Raw genomic sequence first — 16213 nt, forward strand, 5'->3', positions numbered from 1 at the left:
GAGGAGAGTGGAAGATGAGAAACTCAACGGCGGCGGCAGAGAAAAATCAAAAGGAACGGTCTTTTCAGCAGCCTGTATCTGATGCCGGAACGTGAAAAGGAGACTGACATGTTAAATGAGGAGAAGATCCGTCTGATGACGGGGATCGCCATGTTTGAAAAGAAAATGATGAAGGAATCCATTCCTGCGAACCGGTATTTTAAGAGCGATTATGTGGGAAGTCACCTGATCCGGTCGTTTATCGCGTATTCACTGACCGTCTGCCTGTGCCTGATGCTATGGGTCCTTTACCGTTTTGATGATCTGATCAATGCGATGGCAGTCGACGATCTGCTTTCACTTGGTGCACGCCTTGTATTTTACTATGTGGCAGGACTTCTCGCATATCTTGTCGTGACCTGGAAGATCTATTCGAGACGCTATGATGAGGCGGTGGGAAAACTGAAGATCTACCAGGCAAAACTCCGGCGGCTGGATAAAAAGTACAACCAGCAGGGAGTCAAGGAAAACGGGGAGGAAAAGAGTAAGTGATCGGACTTTTAGTATTTAAGGAAAAACTGAAACAATTTTATGGGAAATATAATATTTACATCGTACCGGTCGTAAGATTTCTGGTGGGATTTCTCACCTTCTGGCTGATCAATGCGAATGTGGGATTTATGACAAAGCTGAAAAATCCGCTGATCCCGGTGGTAATGGGACTGATCGCCTCCTTTATCCCGTACGGAGTGACTGCGTTTTTAGCCGGGATCTTTATCCTGATCCATGTTTCCCAGGTGTCTCTGGAGATCGCCCTGATCATCTTTGTATTCATGCTCGCGGTTACTGTCCTTTACTATGGTTTCCGCCCGGGGGACGGATATCTTCTGCTCCTGACTCCGCTGCTGTTTTTCCTGCGGATCCCGTATGTGGTCCCGCTCGTCGTAGGTCTTTCCGGAAGTCTGGTCTCGATCGTTCCGGTGTGCTGTGGTGTCTGCATTTACTATATCCTGATGTATTTAAAGCAGAATGCGGGGACACTGACCGGAAGCTCCATGACGGAGATGGCGGACCGTTTTATCCAGATCGTAAAAAATGTGTTCGGAAATGAACTCATGTGGGTCATGGTGGCTGCGTTTGCCGCTGCGATCCTTGTCGTGCTCATTATCAAAAATCTCTCGGTGGATTATTCCTGGTCCATCGCCATCGTTGCAGGAGTGATCACCCAGCTTGCTGTGATCTTTGTGGGAGATTTCAACTTCAATCTTCCGGTATCTGCCGGTTCCATGATCTTTGGGATCGTTGTCTCGGTGGTGATCGCCCTGATCTACCAGTTCTTTGTATTCGCAGTGGATTATACGAGAACAGAGTATCTGCAGTATGAAGATGATGATTACTATTATTATGTAAAAGCTGTCCCGAAGCTCACGGTGTCCGCACCGGACGTAAAGGTACAGCGGATCTATTCGAGAAAAAACGTGAGACGCGAGAAAAATGAAACGCGTGAATAATTGTACGGAGGTAACAAAATGACAGAATTTCTTGGGAATATGTATTCCTGGTTTACATTTATTCCGAAGATCACATTGTCGAATCTTTTTGAAATTCTGATCCTCACAGTCCTGATCTATGAAGTCCTTTTGTGGGTAAAGTCGACGAGAGCAGGAGTGCTGCTGCGGGGTGGTATGATCATTGTCGGATTCTATCTGCTGGCGGCGATGTTCCATCTGAATACGATCACCTGGATCATCAACCATATGGGCCAGCTCGTATTGACGGCTCTCATCATTATCTTCCAGCCGGAACTCCGGAAAGCGCTGGAGCAGCTCGGAAGCAAAAACATCATCACAGATCTTTTTATTTCCGAGAATTCCAGACTCCAGGAGGGATATACGGAAAAGACCGTAAACGAGATTACACGCGCTGCCTTCGAGATGGGAAAAGTAAAGACAGGAGCGCTGATCGTGATCGAGCGCGACACTCCGCTTCCGGAGATCGAGCGAACAGGGATCCCGGTGGACGGGATCGTGACGAGCCAGCTTCTGATCAATATTTTTGAGCATAATACGCCGCTTCACGATGGAGCGATCATTATCCGCGGAAACCGTGTGACCTCTGCGACCTGTTACCTGCCGCTTTCTGATAACCTCAGCATCAGTAAGGATCTCGGAACGAGACACCGCGCAGCTCTGGGGATCAGTGAGAGCACGGACAGTCTGACGGTGGTCGTATCGGAGGAGACCGGACGGGTATCGCTGGCAGAACGCGGAAGTTTAAGAAGGATCAACAGTCCGGAAGAGCTGAAACTTGCGATCGCTGCGAAGCCGCAGGAGGAGACTGTATCCGGCCCGTTCAAACTTCTGAAGGGATGGCATAAAAATGAAAGAAAAGCAGAATAAAAGATGGGGGCTTTTGCTGATTTCCTTCCTGTGTGCTTTTTTAGTCTGGCTGGGAGTTGTCAATGTGGCAGATCCGGTCATGACGGATACGGTCGAGGTGCCGGTGGAGATCGTCAACAGTGATGTCCTCACAAAGAATAATCTGACTTACGAGGTTGTCGGAAAGTCGACGACGACAGTGCAGTATGAGGTAAAGACGACGAATGCGTATCGGATCCGTTCTTCAGATTTCCGTGCCTATGCGGATATGACGGATATGTGGTCTGTGACAGGAGCGATCCCGATCAAGATCGAGGTCTTAAATCACTCGGAGTACCTGGTATCTACCCCGGTAAGCCGGAGCGGGACCATCAAGATCGAGACGGAACCTCTTCAGAGAAAGACATTTACGATCGGGGTTACGACGACGGGAATGCTCGAGGATGGTTACCAAACCGGTAAAGTGACACTCTCACCGGAAACACTTACGGTGGAAGGTCCGGAATCCCTGATCGGGCAGATCAGCAGTGTCGGGGTCGAGATCAATTTAGACGGAAAGAATGCAGACTGGAGCGATTCGGAGGAGCCGAAGTTCTATGATGCAAATAACAACAGCATTACGATCAGCGACCGTCTGATCAGCAACTGCAAGAGCGTGGATTACACCATGGAGATCCTGAAGGTGAAGAATCTGAGCCTGGACTTCGATGTCACCGGTGAGGTGGCGAGCGGTTACCGTTATTCAGGTGTGGAATGCGCGCTTAAGAGTGTGCCGGTAGTTGGATTAAAGAGCGCTCTGGCGTCCTTAAATACCATCACGATCCCGAAAGAAGAGCTGGATGTTACCGGAGCAAAGGCGAACATCGTAAAGACGATCGATCTGAATGATTACCTGCCGGAGGGAGTTTCCCTTGCCGGAATGGACAGCTCCGAGATCACGGTGACTTTGACCGTGGAGCCGTTAAAAGAGCAGGAATACACGGTGCGCATCAGTTCTGACTGTTATGTTGGCGCTAACAGTTCCTACAGCTATCAGGCGGAACCGGCAACCGTTACGATCCGGATCCGAGCGCTTCAGGAGGAACTTGACAGCCTGCAGTTCACATCCGATGATCTGAGTCTGAATGTCTCAGGAATGGGAGAGGGAAGTCATCAGATTCAGCCTACACTGAACAGAGAACTGGATTCGGCGTATGATCTGCTGGGAATCTCCAGCTGTGTGGTAAATGTTACAAAAGAGCAGGAATCCGCGGCAGAGACAACACCGGAGACAACCGTAGAGGAGACAACTAAAGCGTCTGAGATTACTGCAGAGAGCAGCAAAGAGGCGGAGACAGAGGAGGAGACCACCGCAGCAGCGACAAGACATGCGGTGATCGTCCCGCCAGAGACAACAGAAGCTCATCAGGCAATCGGACTTCAGACGTTATTTCGAAATTAGGAGTTAAAAATACTTATGGTAAAGCAAAAAGTTACAATTGGAAACCCGACCGGTCTGCACTTGAGACCGGCAGGGCTTCTGTGCAAGGCGGCATTGCGGTTTCAGAGTTCGATCAAATTTGAATATGGACACACGACAGCAAATGCAAAAAGTGTACTGAGCGTGCTGGGGGCATGCGTAAAGTGCGGAGATGAGATCGAATTGATCTGTGATGGAGCGGATGAGCAGGAAGCCATGGCCGCGATCACAGAGCTGATCAACAGTGGTCTCGGAGAGTAGGCTGATATGCTGGTTTATGTGATCTGTTACGGCGCTGCCATGCTTTTTGCATTCAGCGCCCATTTTACCTTATCGGGGATGTCGCTGCTCCTGGCAGCGGTCTATCTCTATCTGAGAGAATACGGAAAGAGTGGAAACCCGCTCCATCTGCGCGGGCTGTTTTCCTTGTTCTATGTAGGCGGAGAGGGGATTTCCTGTCTGAAGCTTTCCAGACTCCAGACAGAGTGGAGCCTCGAAACCTGGGCATGTTTTTTTGTCGCATTTGCGGCATTCTGGAATGTGTATGAACTTGCAGAAAAGCGGTTCAGCAGAAAGAAAACGGAATCCGCAAAGGATGGTAATGTTCAGAAAGAATGTCTGCAGAGCGGATTTACGCAGGCAGCTGCCGCAAAATACGGGGATCATATTTTTATAGCGATTGCCGGACTTACAGCATTGTCGTTTGCGGCGTTTCTGTTTGAAGCAGTCCGCCTGGGATATGTTCCGTTCCTGCTTCGCGGGGTGCCCCATGCATATTCCTATTTCCATATCTCAGGAGTTCATTATCTGACGGTTTCCTGTGTGCTGGTCCCGTCGATGGAGGTTCTTCTCTGGTTCTACAAGAGAGAGATGAAAAAAACGGAAAAGATCCTTTCGCTTATTCTGACAGGAGTCGCTCTTCTGATCCCGGTGCTCTGCGTATCGAGATTTCAGCTGATCTTTGCGGTGATCCTTGCGGTGCTGACCTTTATGATCGTCAGCGGACACAGAAAACTCCGGTATCTTTTCTTTGCTGCGGCAGGACTTGTTCCGCTCTATGTGATCCTGACGATCGCGAGAAGTCACGATGTGACGTATCTCAACGGGATTTTCGAGATGAAGAATGCAGCTACGCCGATCTTTATCACGCAGCCGTACATGTACATTGCAAACAATTACGACAATTTTGACTGTCTTGTAAAGCAGCTTCCCGCCCATTCGATGGGATTAAAGGGAATGTTCCCGCTCTGGGCTCTCTCCGGGCTTAAATTTTTAAAGCCGGTGCTCGTGGACTGGCCGATCTACGTGACGAAGGAGGAGCTGACGACGGTCACCTTGTTCTACGATGCCTATTATGATTTTGGTATCGCCGGTGTATTTTTCTTTTCATCGGTACTCGGAGTCCTGTCTGCGTGGCTTTCTTCGAGGATCTATCCGGGAAGAAATCCGGCCTGGTATCTGTTTTATTCCCAGGCGGCTCTCTATTTTATGCTCTCGTTCTTTACAACCTGGTATTCCAATCCGACGACCTGGTTTTACTTTGCGGTGACCGGTGCCTTTGGAATTTTCTTAGAGATAAAAAATAAACGGAGGAAACAGTTATGATATCAGAAAAAATGAAACCATTTATGGCAAACAATTCCGCGATCCGTGCAATGTTCGAGGAAGGAAAGCGCATGGCGGCCATTTACGGAAAAGAGAATGTCTATGACTTCAGCCTTGGAAATCCGAATGTGCCGGTCCCGCAGGTGACAGAGGCGATCCTTGATGTGGTGAAAAATGAGGATTTCATGACACTCCATGGATATATGAGCAACGCCGGTTTTGAGGATGTTCGCCAGACGATCGCGGATTCTTTAAATAAGCGTTTTGGAACGAATTTCTCATTCAAAAACCTGATCATGACGGTCGGTGCGGCCAGCGGTTTAAATATCATCTTAAAGAGTATTTTGAATCCGGGCGATGAAGTGATCGTATTTGCACCGTATTTTGTGGAATATAATGCGTATGTGAGAAACTATGACGGAAATGTAGTGATCATTTCTCCGGATACGGAGACATTTATGCCGAAGCTTGATGAGTTTGAGGCGAAGATCACTGCCAGAACGAAGGCTGTCATCATCAACAATCCGAACAACCCGACAGGTGTTGTCTATGATGAGGCGACGATCAAAGCACTGGCTGCGATCATGGAGAAGAAGGAGAAGGAGTTCGGCACATCGATCGTACTGATCTCTGATGAGCCGTACCGCGAGCTTGCTTACGGCGGAGTGGATGTTCCGTTTGTGACAAAGTTCTACCACAATGCGGTTGTGGGATACTCTTACAGTAAGTCTCTTTCTGTTCCGGGTGAGCGTATCGGATATGTTGTGATCCCGGATGAGGTGGATGACTCCGCTGCGCTGATCGGTGCGGCTACGATCGCAAACCGTGTGATCGGGTGTGTGAATGCGCCGTCCCTGATCCAGAAGGCACTCCAGTACTGCATCCAGCATGATGTGACGGTGGATCTTGCAACTTATGAGAAGAACAGGAATCTGATCTACGGGGCATTGACGGAGTACGGGTTTACTTGTGCGAAGCCGGATGGAGCGTTCTATCTGTTTGTGAAGTCACCGGTTGAGGACGAGAAGGAGTTCTGCGAGGTGGCAAAGAAGCATCATGTGCTGGTGGTTCCGGGAAGTTCGTTTGCTTGTCCGGGGTATGTGAGACTGGCTTATTGCGTGTCTTATGAGCAGATCGAGAGGTCACTGCCGGCGTTTAAGGAGATCGCGAAGGAGTATGGGCTCTGCAAGTAAGAATGATATATAAAGGGGGATCTGCCTGGGTAAAATACTGCAGATGAGAAAAGCAGGATTTTTACGTGGATAGGAGGTCCGCAAAATGAATTTCAGAAAGTATATGGGAATTATTTTAAATATTGTTGTGCCATTAGCGATCATCTACGCGGTGTGCGTATGGGGATTGCGGCTGGTGGTGTTTTTCCTGCCGTTTGTGATCGGGTGGATCGTGGCGATGATCGCGAATCCGCTGGTCCGGTTTCTTGAGAGAAAGCTGAAGATCGTCCGCCGCCATGGTTCAGTGATCCTGGTCGTCGGGGTTCTTGGACTCGTGATCTTTGGATTTTATGGGCTGTGTTCCTGGCTGTTTCAGGAGATGACGGAGTTTGTCCAGGCGCTGCCGGAAATTTATGGATCTGTTCAGGGCGAGGTCAATCAGGCGTATGCCCGGATCGGCGGTCTTTTGAAGTATCTTCCGGCGGACACGGAAAATACGATCGGTGCGATCCTGGAGAACGCGGGCGGTTACATCGGGGACTTTGTTCAGAAGATCGCGGCATCGGCGGGCGGAAGAGTGGTCCGCACGCTCCCGGAGGTGTTTGTCAATGCGATCATCATCTGTCTCTCGTCGTATCTGTTTCTTGCGGATCATGACAGGATCGTGGAGACAGTGAAGCAGTTTACACCGGAACCGGTGTTAAAGTATGGGAGAATGGTGAGGAAGGATGCCCGGACGCTGATCGGCGGATATTTTCTTGCACAGTTTAAGATCATGTTCGTGATCGCGATCGTTCTTGTGATCGGAATGCTGATCCTTGGGGTCCCGTATGGGATTTTTCTTGGGATTGGGATCGCGATCCTTGATTTTCTTCCAATGTTCGGAACGGGAACGGCGCTGATCCCGTGGGCGGTGGTGAAGCTGTTTACCGGTGAGTACGGGTATGCGGTCGGTCTCATCGTACTTTATGTCCTGACACAGGGGATCCGCCAGGTGATCCAGCCGAAGATCGTCGGTGACAGTATGGGACTTCCGCCGTTAGCAACTTTGTTTTTCCTTTATCTTGGTTTCAAGTTCCGCGGCATCGCCGGAATGATCATCGCAGTGCCGATCGGGATCCTGTTTATCCGTTTTTATGAGTACGGAGCGTTTGACGGACTGATCCGGAATGTGAAACTTCTTGCGGAGGAGATCAGGAAACTGATGGAGGGCTAGATTCCCATTGATATCGCGACAGTCGCCAAGGTCTCGCGCAAGCGCGGACTTTGGCTCGTTGTTTGCGTAAATATAAAACAGGCATTTTGGAACGAAAGAAGGTTCCAGAATGCCTGTTTTTATCGGTGATGAATCATCCGGTCTGTCACGGCATAAAATAAAATGATATTCGATCGATCGAGGATAGTATGGCACAGGGATATTTGCAAGTTGATGTTGTATCTGATGTGAACAGTTTTCCGGTGCAGGATGCGGATGTTGCGATCGCCAGGACAGAAGAGCCGGATAAGATTATCGAGGAGACGCGGACGAACAGTTCCGGGCAGACGGAGAATCTTTCATTAGATGCACCGCCGCCGGAACTTTCCTTATCGCCGGAGGAGACGGAGCGCCCGTACGCGGAATACACGATCCGGATCACGGCTCCGGGATTCAAACCGTTTCTTGTTTCCGGGACGGAAGTTCTGGCGGAGGTGACGGCGATCCAGGGGATCCGTCTGCGTCCGCTTTCCAATGCACCGACCGGAGAGCAGACGGAGACGGTGACGATCCCGGATCATACGCTCTATGGGGATTATCTTCCAAAAATCGCGGAGAGTGAGATCAAACCGGTCACGGAAACAGGAGAGATCGTACTCTCCAGAGTTGTTGTCCCACAGACCATCGTGGTGCATGACGGCGCACCGACCAATGCGTCTGCACCGGACTATTATGTTCCTTACCGTGATTACATCAAAAATGTGGCTTCCAGTGAGATCTATGCGACGTGGCCCCGCTCCACGATCGTCGCGAATGTGCTGGCGATCATGTCCTTCACGTTAAATCGTGTTTATACGGAATGGTACCGCAATCAGGGATATGATTTTACGATCACATCATCAACCGCGTATGATCATAAATGGATTTATGGGCGGAATATTTTTGAGTCCATCTCTGTCGTGGTGGATGATATTTTTGATAATTATCTTTCGCGGCCGGGAGTGAAACAGCCGATCCTGACACAGTATTGCGATGGGCGGAAGGTTCGGTGTCCGGGGTGGTTAACGCAATGGGGCAGCTGCGAGCTCGGAGAAGCGGGGTATAGTCCGATCGAGATCCTGCGGAATTTTTATGGAGATGATATGTATATCAATACGGCGGAACAGATTTCCGGCATCCCGGCATCGTGGCCGGGATATGATCTGAAGATTGGTGCCACCGGTGATAAGGTGCGGCAGCTGCAGGAGCAGTTAGACGCAATCTCCAGCGTGTATACCGCAATTCCGGATATTTCCCCTGACGGGATCTACGGTCCGGCTACCGCGGCAGCAGTCCGGGAATTTCAGTCGATCTTCGGATTGCCGCAGACCGGAGTGGTGGACTTTGCCACCTGGTATAAGATCTCTCACATTTATGTGGGGATCACCAGGATCGCAGAGCTGTCATAGATTGGAGACGGGGCAGGATTTTGCCGTCAATCTGTATTCAGGATCGGCAAAATCCACTGCCGCGCTTGTTTTCACGATAGAGAAAGTATGGAGAGCTCCTCCTCTGAAAAAGCCCCGGATTTTCATGGATTGCCGTCCTTTTTTGTAGACAGGAAGCGGCATAAAAAACAATGTTGTCGGAAAAACAGGAACGATTTTCTGTAATTTACCAGAAAAAGCCTTGTGAAATATAAAAAAATGTGCTATGATACACATGTTAAAAAAAGATTGCAGATATGGTTCATCGGTAGAACGCTAGCTTCCCAAGCTGGAAAGGCGGGTTCGATTCCCGTTATCTGCTTTATAGGCAGCAGATTCAGTCCTCTGTTCATTGGAAATCCCAGTGTGCAGAGGACTGTTTTTATTTAGGCAAACAACGAGCCAAAGTCCGCGCTTGCGCGAGACCTCGACGACTGTCGCGATAACAAGGGGGAAACTTGCAAAGTGTGTTTTCACTTGTTATAAAAAGAACCGGCCACGTGAAAGTGTGTGGCCGGTTCTTTGAGAAATCAGCGTCGGAAACTCAGATTCCCACAGAAATTCGTTCTGCAGCCTGTATTGCAGCCCGTATCGCATCCAATCCCGGAACTGCAGGTGCTGCCGCATGTCTGGTCTGTGCAGCTTGCTCCGAGTATCCGGTACACATCGGCAGCACGGAGATTTGAGACCGCACAGCCGTTCTGCATCCGGATCACGGAAACAGCATAGTTTCCATTGGAAGCGCAGGTGCTTCCGGAAGGAAACGCAGTCTGGCAGGAACGGCCTGCGGCGAAGGACGCGAAAGGCATTGTGAGTGTCATCATGGCGGAAAATGCGAGAACTGCCATCATCTGTTTTTTCATGGTAAAACCTCCTGTTATTTGAAATGTTACAAAAATGTTACAAAACAGATTCTACCATAAAATTCTGCTGACAGAACTGGGAATGGATGGAAAAAAGTCCTACTTCGCAGCGGATGCCGCTTTATCCTTCCGGATCAGCTTCCTCATCGCCTCCACCGCCGTCACGACAGCAGCCTCCGTATCGTAGACCTGGACGTCCTCAAGGCCGAGTTCACGTCTTGTCTGGTTTGCGATCACGAGCATTACGGAGCCGGTGCGGACTCTGCGGACGCTGCCGACGATGAAGAGGGCTGCGGATTCCATCTCGGAGGCGAGGGCGCCGCAGGCGATCCAGGCTTTCCATTTTGAGTTCAGCTCATCGGCGACCGGCATGGAGTCCGGGGAATGCTGACCATAGAAGTTGTCCTTGCACTGGACAACGCCGAGATGATGGCGGTATCCGAGTTCCTCGGAAGCTTCTTTCAGAGCCGCTACGACATCGAAATCCGGGACGGCCGGGTACTCGATCGGTGCGTACTCTTTTGTGGTCCCCTCAAAGCGGATCGCACCGGTCGCGATCACGAGATCCCCGCCAAGAACTTCTTTCTGCATTCCGCCGGAAGTACCGACCCGGATGAAGGTGTCCGCACCGCAGTGGACAAGCTCCTCGACTGCGATGGACGCGGATGGTCCGCCAATTCCGGTGGAGACGACGCTGACTTTCTCGCCGTCAAGATATCCGGTATATGTTGTGTACTCCCGGTTCTGGGCAATCTTTACCGGGTTGTCAAAATGTCTGGCGATCTTTTCACAGCGTCCCGGATCACCCGGAAGGATCACATAGCGTCCGACTTCCCCTGCACTGACGCCGATATGGTATTCTTTTTCTTTTGCATAAACAAGTTTGCTCATAGAACCTCCTTTTTGAGCGGAGCGGAAAAGATCCGGTTTCCGCCGCTGCTCAGAAAAATTCGATTTTTTTCTATTTTAACATTTTGGAATGGGGAAAACAATAGATGATAAAACCGACGGAGGGCAAATGCTTTGTGATGGTGTTTTATGCAGAAACCGGAATTAAGAATGTTCGGCAATCCCTGAAAAATCACCGGGGTTTGCTACTGCTAACTTTCATTTGAAAAAACTTGAAAAAAATCCGCGAAACCAGTTGAAAAATATCGATACTCATGGTAGAATAGTGAAAATTTGGGCTGAGATAAGTATGCCCGGATCAAGCAGCGAAATGAACACATAAGAAAGGGTGGCGTCATGAAAGCATATTTAATACTGGAAGACGGAACCGTGTTTGAAGGAACAAGCATCGGCTCTACCAGAGAAGTGATCAGTGAAATTGTTTTTAACACATCCATGACCGGTTATTTAGAAGTCCTTACCGATCCGTCCTACGCAGGACAGGCAGTGGTAATGACTTATCCGTTAATTGGTAATTACGGTATTTGTAAAGAAGATATGGAATCCGGACAGGCGTGGCCGGATGGTTATATTGTCAGAGAATTATCTAGGATCCCCAGTAATTTCAGAAGTGGGGACACGATTCAGCATTTCTTAGAAGAACAGGATATTCCAGGTATCAGTGGTATCGATACAAGAGCCCTCACAAAGATCTTAAGAGAAAAAGGAACCATGAACGGCATGATCACGACCAACGGATCATATGATCTCGAGGAAGTGAAAGAGCGGATCAAGGCGTATAAAGTAACAGGCGTTGTATTAAAGACGACCACAAAGGAGAAATATGTTCTCCCGGGAACCGGAAAGAAAGTTGCCCTCATGGACTTCGGCGCGAAGAAGAATATCGCGAGAGAGTTAAATAAGAGAGGCTGCGAAGTGACCGTATATCCGGCGGACACTCCGGCGGAGGAAGTATTAAAGACAAATCCGGACGGGATCATGCTGTCAAACGGCCCTGGAGACCCGGCTGAGAACACGGAGATCATCAAAGAAGTCCGCAAGTTCTACGAGTCAGATATCCCGGTATTTGCAATCTGCCTTGGTCACCAGCTCATGGCTCTCGCGACAGGCGCCAATACCTACAAATTAAAATACGGTCACCGCGGCGGCAACCACCCGGTCAAGGACCTTGAGACAGGACGTGTCTACATCTCCTCCCAGAACCATGGATATGCAGTGGACGAGCACAGCCTCGATCCGAAGGTTGCAGTCCAGGCTTTCGTGAATGTAAACGATAAGACAAACGAAGGATTAAAGTACGTGGGCAAGAACATCTTTACCGTTCAGTACCACCCGGAAGCATGCCCGGGACCACAGGATTCCGGATATCTGTTTGACCGCTTTTTACGCATGATGGAGGAGGAAAGATAATGCCTAAGAATCCAGAGATCAAGAAAGTACTTGTAATCGGTTCCGGTCCGATCGTTATCGGCCAGGCCGCAGAATTTGACTATGCGGGAACACAGGCGTGCCGTTCCTTAAAGGAAGAGGGCATCGAAGTCGTTCTCTTAAACTCCAACCCGGCAACGATCATGACCGATAAGGATATCGCTGACCGCGTTTATATCGAGCCGCTGACAACCGAGGTTGTTGAGCAGCTGATCAAGAAGGAAAAACCGGACAGCGTTCTCCCGACACTGGGCGGTCAGGCCGGCTTAAACCTCGCGATGGAACTCGAGGAAGCAGGCATCTTAAAGGCAAACAACGTGCGCCTCATCGGTACCACAGCCTTGACGATCAAGAAGGCCGAGGATCGTGAGATGTTCAAGGAGACCATGGAAAAGATCGGCGAGCCGGTCGCTCCGTCCGAGATCGTTGAGGATGTACAGACCGGTCTTGCTGTTGCGGAAAAGATCGGATATCCGGTTGTTCTCCGTCCGGCTTATACACTCGGCGGCTCCGGCGGCGGTATCGCCTATGACGCAGAGCAGTGCGCGGAGATCCTTGAAAACGGACTCCGTTTATCCCGTGTCGGCCAGGTTCTTGTAGAGCGCTGCATCGCAGGATGGAAAGAGATCGAGTACGAGGTAATGCGTGATAGTGCCGGCAACGTGATCACCGTCTGCAACATGGAGAATATCGACCCGGTCGGCGTTCACACCGGTGACAGTATCGTTGTTGCTCCGTCCCAGACACTGGGAGATAAAGAGTACCAGATGCTCCGTACCTCCGCGTTAAAGATCATCACAGAGCTCGGCATCACCGGCGGCTGCAACGTACAGTATGCGCTTCACCCGGAGAGCTTCGAGTACTGCGTGATCGAGGTAAACCCGCGTGTCAGCCGTTCCTCCGCACTTGCTTCCAAGGCGACAGGATACCCGATCGCAAAGGTTGCTGCGAAGATCGCTCTCGGCTATACACTGGATGAGATCAAGAATGCCGTTACAAAGAAAACATACGCAAGTTTCGAGCCGATGCTTGACTACGTCGTTGTCAAGATGCCGAGACTTCCGTTCGATAAATTCATCAGCGCGAGCCATCAGCTGGGAACCCAGATGAAGGCGACCGGTGAGGTCATGAGTATCTGCACGAACTTCGAGGGCGGCTTGATGAAGGCGATCCGTTCCCTGGAGCAGCATGTGGATTCCTTAATGTCTTACGACTACAGCGGACTCACAGATGAACAGTTAAAAGAGCAGCTTCACAACGTGGATGACCGCCGGATCTGGGTTATTGCAGAGGCACTCCGCCGCGGTTTCGATTACGAGCTGATCCATGATATCACGAAGATCGATATCTGGTTTATCGATAAATTGATGATCCTCGTTGAAATGGAGAATGCCTTAAAGAAAGCCGGAAAGAACCTCGACGCAGAACTCTTAAAAGAAGCAAAACGCATCGAGTTCCCGGATAACGTGATCGCAAGACTCACAGGTCTCACAGAAGACGAGATCAAGAAGATGCGCCATGACAACAACATCCGCGCAGCTTTCAAGATGGTAGATACCTGCGCAGCTGAGTTCGCGGCAGAGACTCCTTACTACTATTCCTGCTTCGGAAGTGAAAATGAGGCGGAAGGTGAGACTGAGAAGAGAAAAGTCCTCGTTCTCGGCTCCGGCCCGATCCGTATCGGACAGGGTATCGAGTTCGACTTCTGTTCCGTACACAGCACATGGTCGTTTGCAAAAGAAGGTTTTGAGACCATTATCATCAACAACAACCCGGAGACCGTCAGCACAGACTTCGATATCGCAGACAAGCTGTATTTTGAGCCGCTGACACCGGAAGATGTCGAGAGCATCGTCGATATCGAGAAACCGGACGGAGCCGTTGTCCAGTTCGGCGGACAGACAGCGATCAAACTGACCGAGGCCTTAATGAAGATGGGCGTTCCGATCCTTGGAACTGCTGCTGAGGACGTTGACGCGGCAGAGGACAGAGAGCTCTTCGATGAGATTCTTGAGAAATGCCAGATCCCGAGAGCAAAGGGACATACCGTATTCACCGCAGAAGAAGCGAAAAAGGCGGCAAACGAGTTAGGTTACCCGGTACTCGTCCGCCCGTCCTACGTTCTTGGCGGACAGGGCATGCAGATCGCGATCTGTGACGAAGATATCGATGAATTTATCGGCATCATCAACCGGATCGCCCAGGAACACCCGATCCTGGTCGACAAATACATCATGGGTAAGGAGATCGAGGTTGACGCGATCTGCGACGGCACCGACATCCTGATCCCGGGTATCATGGAGCATATCGAGCGTACCGGTATCCATTCCGGTGACAGTATCTCCGTATATCCGGCAAAGAGCATCTCCGAGAACAATAAGAAGACAATCGTGGATTACACCGAGAAGCTTGCGAGAGCACTTCATGTCAAAGGTATGATCAACATCCAGTTCATCGTTGATGGCGAGAATGTTTACATCATTGAAGTAAACCCGCGTTCTTCCAGAACCGTACCGTATATCAGCAAGGTAACAGGAATCCCGATTGTTCCGCTCGCAACCCAGATCATCTGCGGCCACACGATCCGCGAACTCGGCTACACACCGGGCCTTCAGAAAGAGGCAGATTACTATGCAGTGAAGATGCCGGTATTCTCCTTCGAGAAGATCCGCGGCGCTGATATCAGCCTTGGACCGGAGATGAAATCTACAGGTGAGTGTCTTGGTATCGCAAAGACCTTTAATGAAGCTCTTTACAAGGCATTCCAGGGCGCAGGCATCAAGCTTCCGAAGTACAAGAACATGGTCATGACTGTCCGTGATTCCGACAAGGAAGAGATGCTCGACATCGCAGCGAGATTCAAGGCACAGGGATACCGCATCTTCTGTACCGCAGGAACCGCGAAGTACTTCAATGAGCACGGCGTAAAGGTCATTCCGGTAAGAAAGATCGAGCAGGAGTCTCCGAACCTTCTTGACCTGATCCTTGGACATGAGATCGACCTTGTCATCGATATCCCAGCACAGGGCGCAGAGAGAAGCCATGACGGCTTTATCATCCGCCGGAATGCGATCGAGACAGGCGTTACCGTTCTCACTGCGGTCGATACTGCGAGAGCGCTTGTGACAAGTATGGAAAATCGTGCAAAAGAACTTACACTGATCAATATTGCTGAAATCTGATATTGGTAAAAAATAGAAGAGCAGCCCGTTTCACGCTGGAGTGAGATGGGCTGCTTTTTACGTTGCCCCAGCAGCGTATGCCGGAAATTTGAAAAACACGCACCGCATTCTCGTTACTTCAGTGATGAGTTAGGTGCGCTATTTATTTACAATAATATCGAACATATGTTTACATGCTTAGTAACATATGGTATAATATTCATATGGAAAAAGATATATTTACTATTAAAGAAAATTCTCTTTCGTATGGTAGAGGATATGTGTACTCGCTTCAATATCATCTGGTCTGGTGCACGAAATACCGAAAGAAAGTTCTGACCAATGGTGTAGATCAGGAGTGCAAAGAAATGTTGCAGGAAATCGCACAAGAATATCAATTTCGGATCCTTGCGATGGAAGTAATGCCGGACCATATCCACCTGTTACTGGATTGTAAACCGCAGTTCTTTGTTTCGGATATGATCAAGATCATGAAAGGAAATCTTGCGAGACAGTTGTTTCTTGCACATCCGGAACTGAAAAGGGAGCTGTGGGGCGGACATCTCTGGAACCCATCTTACTGCGCTGTGACCGTCAG

At 49.8% G+C, this 16213-nt stretch carries 14 protein-coding genes and 1 tRNA gene; 13 read left to right on the forward strand and 2 right to left on the reverse strand.

The genetic code is table 11. The features are described 5' to 3' along the window. Positions 1–81 precede the first annotated feature (81 nt). The 10 genes from V2546_RS14510 (at position 82) to V2546_RS14555 (ending at position 9576) form a co-directional block, all read left to right on the forward strand. Positions 82–531 carry a hypothetical protein gene (locus V2546_RS14510; RefSeq protein WP_243022360.1) on the forward strand — a complete coding sequence of 150 codons (450 nt, stop codon included), beginning with the start codon at positions 82–84 and terminating at the stop codon, positions 529–531. Further along, on the forward strand, positions 528–1490 hold the full coding sequence (locus V2546_RS14515; RefSeq protein ID WP_118532947.1) for an ABC transporter permease: 963 nt from the start codon (positions 528–530) through the stop codon (positions 1488–1490). Before V2546_RS14510 ends, V2546_RS14515 begins: the two co-directional genes overlap by 4 nt. Positions 1491–1508: 18 nt before the next feature. After that, positions 1509–2378, forward strand: coding sequence for a diadenylate cyclase CdaA (gene cdaA, locus V2546_RS14520; RefSeq protein ID WP_118532949.1), 870 nt, complete (start codon positions 1509–1511; stop codon positions 2376–2378). Then, positions 2359–3798: a CdaR family protein gene (locus V2546_RS14525; protein ID WP_118532951.1), complete on the forward strand. Its 1440-nt coding sequence runs from the start codon at positions 2359–2361 to the stop codon at positions 3796–3798. The genes cdaA and V2546_RS14525 overlap by 20 nt, the downstream gene beginning before the upstream one ends. Before the next feature lie 15 nt (positions 3799–3813). Continuing rightward, positions 3814–4077, forward strand: a complete 264-nt coding sequence (locus V2546_RS14530) for an HPr family phosphocarrier protein (protein ID WP_118532953.1) — start codon at positions 3814–3816, stop codon at positions 4075–4077. Positions 4078–4083: 6 nt separating this feature from the next. Continuing rightward, complete coding sequence (locus V2546_RS14535) at positions 4084–5421, forward strand: O-antigen polymerase (protein ID WP_118532955.1); 1338 nt, start codon at positions 4084–4086, stop codon at positions 5419–5421. Then, on the forward strand, positions 5418–6614 hold the full coding sequence (locus V2546_RS14540; protein ID WP_118532957.1) for a pyridoxal phosphate-dependent aminotransferase: 1197 nt from the start codon (positions 5418–5420) through the stop codon (positions 6612–6614). The genes V2546_RS14535 and V2546_RS14540 overlap by 4 nt, the downstream gene beginning before the upstream one ends. An 85-nt stretch (positions 6615–6699) precedes the next feature. After that, the gene (gene ytvI, locus V2546_RS14545) at positions 6700–7809 is read left to right on the forward strand and encodes a sporulation integral membrane protein YtvI (RefSeq protein ID WP_118532959.1); all 1110 of its coding nucleotides are present in this window, start codon (positions 6700–6702) and stop codon (positions 7807–7809) included. A 188-nt stretch (positions 7810–7997) separates the two neighbouring features. After that, a complete protein-coding gene (locus tag V2546_RS14550; RefSeq protein ID WP_118532961.1) occupies positions 7998–9236 on the forward strand; it encodes a peptidoglycan-binding protein in 1239 nt (412 codons plus the stop codon). A 269-nt stretch (positions 9237–9505) separates the two neighbouring features. Next, positions 9506–9576, forward strand: a tRNA-Gly gene (locus tag V2546_RS14555). A gap of 208 nt (positions 9577–9784) precedes the next feature. Here V2546_RS14555 and V2546_RS14560 read toward each other — a convergent pair. After that, a complete protein-coding gene (locus V2546_RS14560; RefSeq protein ID WP_118532963.1) occupies positions 9785–10117 on the reverse strand; it encodes a hypothetical protein in 333 nt (110 codons plus the stop codon). A 99-nt stretch (positions 10118–10216) separates the two neighbouring features. Next, a complete protein-coding gene (udp, locus tag V2546_RS14565) occupies positions 10217–11008 on the reverse strand; it encodes a uridine phosphorylase (protein WP_118532965.1) in 792 nt (263 codons plus the stop codon). A 354-nt stretch (positions 11009–11362) separates the two neighbouring features. Between udp and V2546_RS14570 the strand changes: the two genes are divergently transcribed. The 3 genes from V2546_RS14570 to tnpA all read left to right on the forward strand — a co-directional run. Further along, a complete protein-coding gene (locus tag V2546_RS14570; RefSeq protein ID WP_329752691.1) occupies positions 11363–12436 on the forward strand; it encodes a carbamoyl phosphate synthase small subunit in 1074 nt (357 codons plus the stop codon). Beyond that, a complete protein-coding gene (carB, locus tag V2546_RS14575; RefSeq protein ID WP_329752693.1) occupies positions 12436–15636 on the forward strand; it encodes a carbamoyl-phosphate synthase large subunit in 3201 nt (1066 codons plus the stop codon). The genes V2546_RS14570 and carB overlap by 1 nt, the downstream gene beginning before the upstream one ends. 203 nt (positions 15637–15839) lie before the next feature. Next, a partial coding sequence (gene tnpA / locus V2546_RS14580) for an IS200/IS605 family transposase (RefSeq protein WP_329752694.1) occupies positions 15840–16213 on the forward strand: 374 nt, incomplete at its 3' end.

It is taken from the genome of Clostridium sp. CM74B_53, assembly GCF_036318045.1.
Classification (GTDB): Bacteria; Bacillota; Clostridia; order Lachnospirales; family Lachnospiraceae; genus Pilosibacter.

Excerpts from the sequence above, each read along its gene's own strand:
- V2546_RS14540 (WP_118532957.1), top strand. The coding sequence starts at position 5,418 with ATGATATCAGAAAAAATGAAACCATTTATGGCAAACAATTCCGCGATC.
- V2546_RS14550 (WP_118532961.1), top strand. The coding sequence starts at position 7,998 with ATGGCACAGGGATATTTGCAAGTTGATGTTGTATCTGATGTGAACAGT.
- ytvI (WP_118532959.1), top strand. The coding sequence starts at position 6,700 with ATGAATTTCAGAAAGTATATGGGAATTATTTTAAATATTGTTGTGCCA.
- V2546_RS14535 (WP_118532955.1), top strand. The coding sequence starts at position 4,084 with ATGCTGGTTTATGTGATCTGTTACGGCGCTGCCATGCTTTTTGCATTC.
- V2546_RS14530 (WP_118532953.1), top strand. The coding sequence starts at position 3,814 with ATGGTAAAGCAAAAAGTTACAATTGGAAACCCGACCGGTCTGCACTTG.
- V2546_RS14570 (WP_329752691.1), top strand. The coding sequence starts at position 11,363 with ATGAAAGCATATTTAATACTGGAAGACGGAACCGTGTTTGAAGGAACA.
- carB (WP_329752693.1), top strand. The coding sequence starts at position 12,436 with ATGCCTAAGAATCCAGAGATCAAGAAAGTACTTGTAATCGGTTCCGGT.
- V2546_RS14525 (WP_118532951.1), top strand. The coding sequence starts at position 2,359 with ATGAAAGAAAAGCAGAATAAAAGATGGGGGCTTTTGCTGATTTCCTTC.
- udp (WP_118532965.1), bottom strand. The coding sequence starts at position 11,008 with ATGAGCAAACTTGTTTATGCAAAAGAAAAAGAATACCATATCGGCGTC.
- V2546_RS14560 (WP_118532963.1), bottom strand. The coding sequence starts at position 10,117 with ATGAAAAAACAGATGATGGCAGTTCTCGCATTTTCCGCCATGATGACA.
- V2546_RS14510 (WP_243022360.1), top strand. The coding sequence starts at position 82 with ATGCCGGAACGTGAAAAGGAGACTGACATGTTAAATGAGGAGAAGATC.
- cdaA (WP_118532949.1), top strand. The coding sequence starts at position 1,509 with ATGACAGAATTTCTTGGGAATATGTATTCCTGGTTTACATTTATTCCG.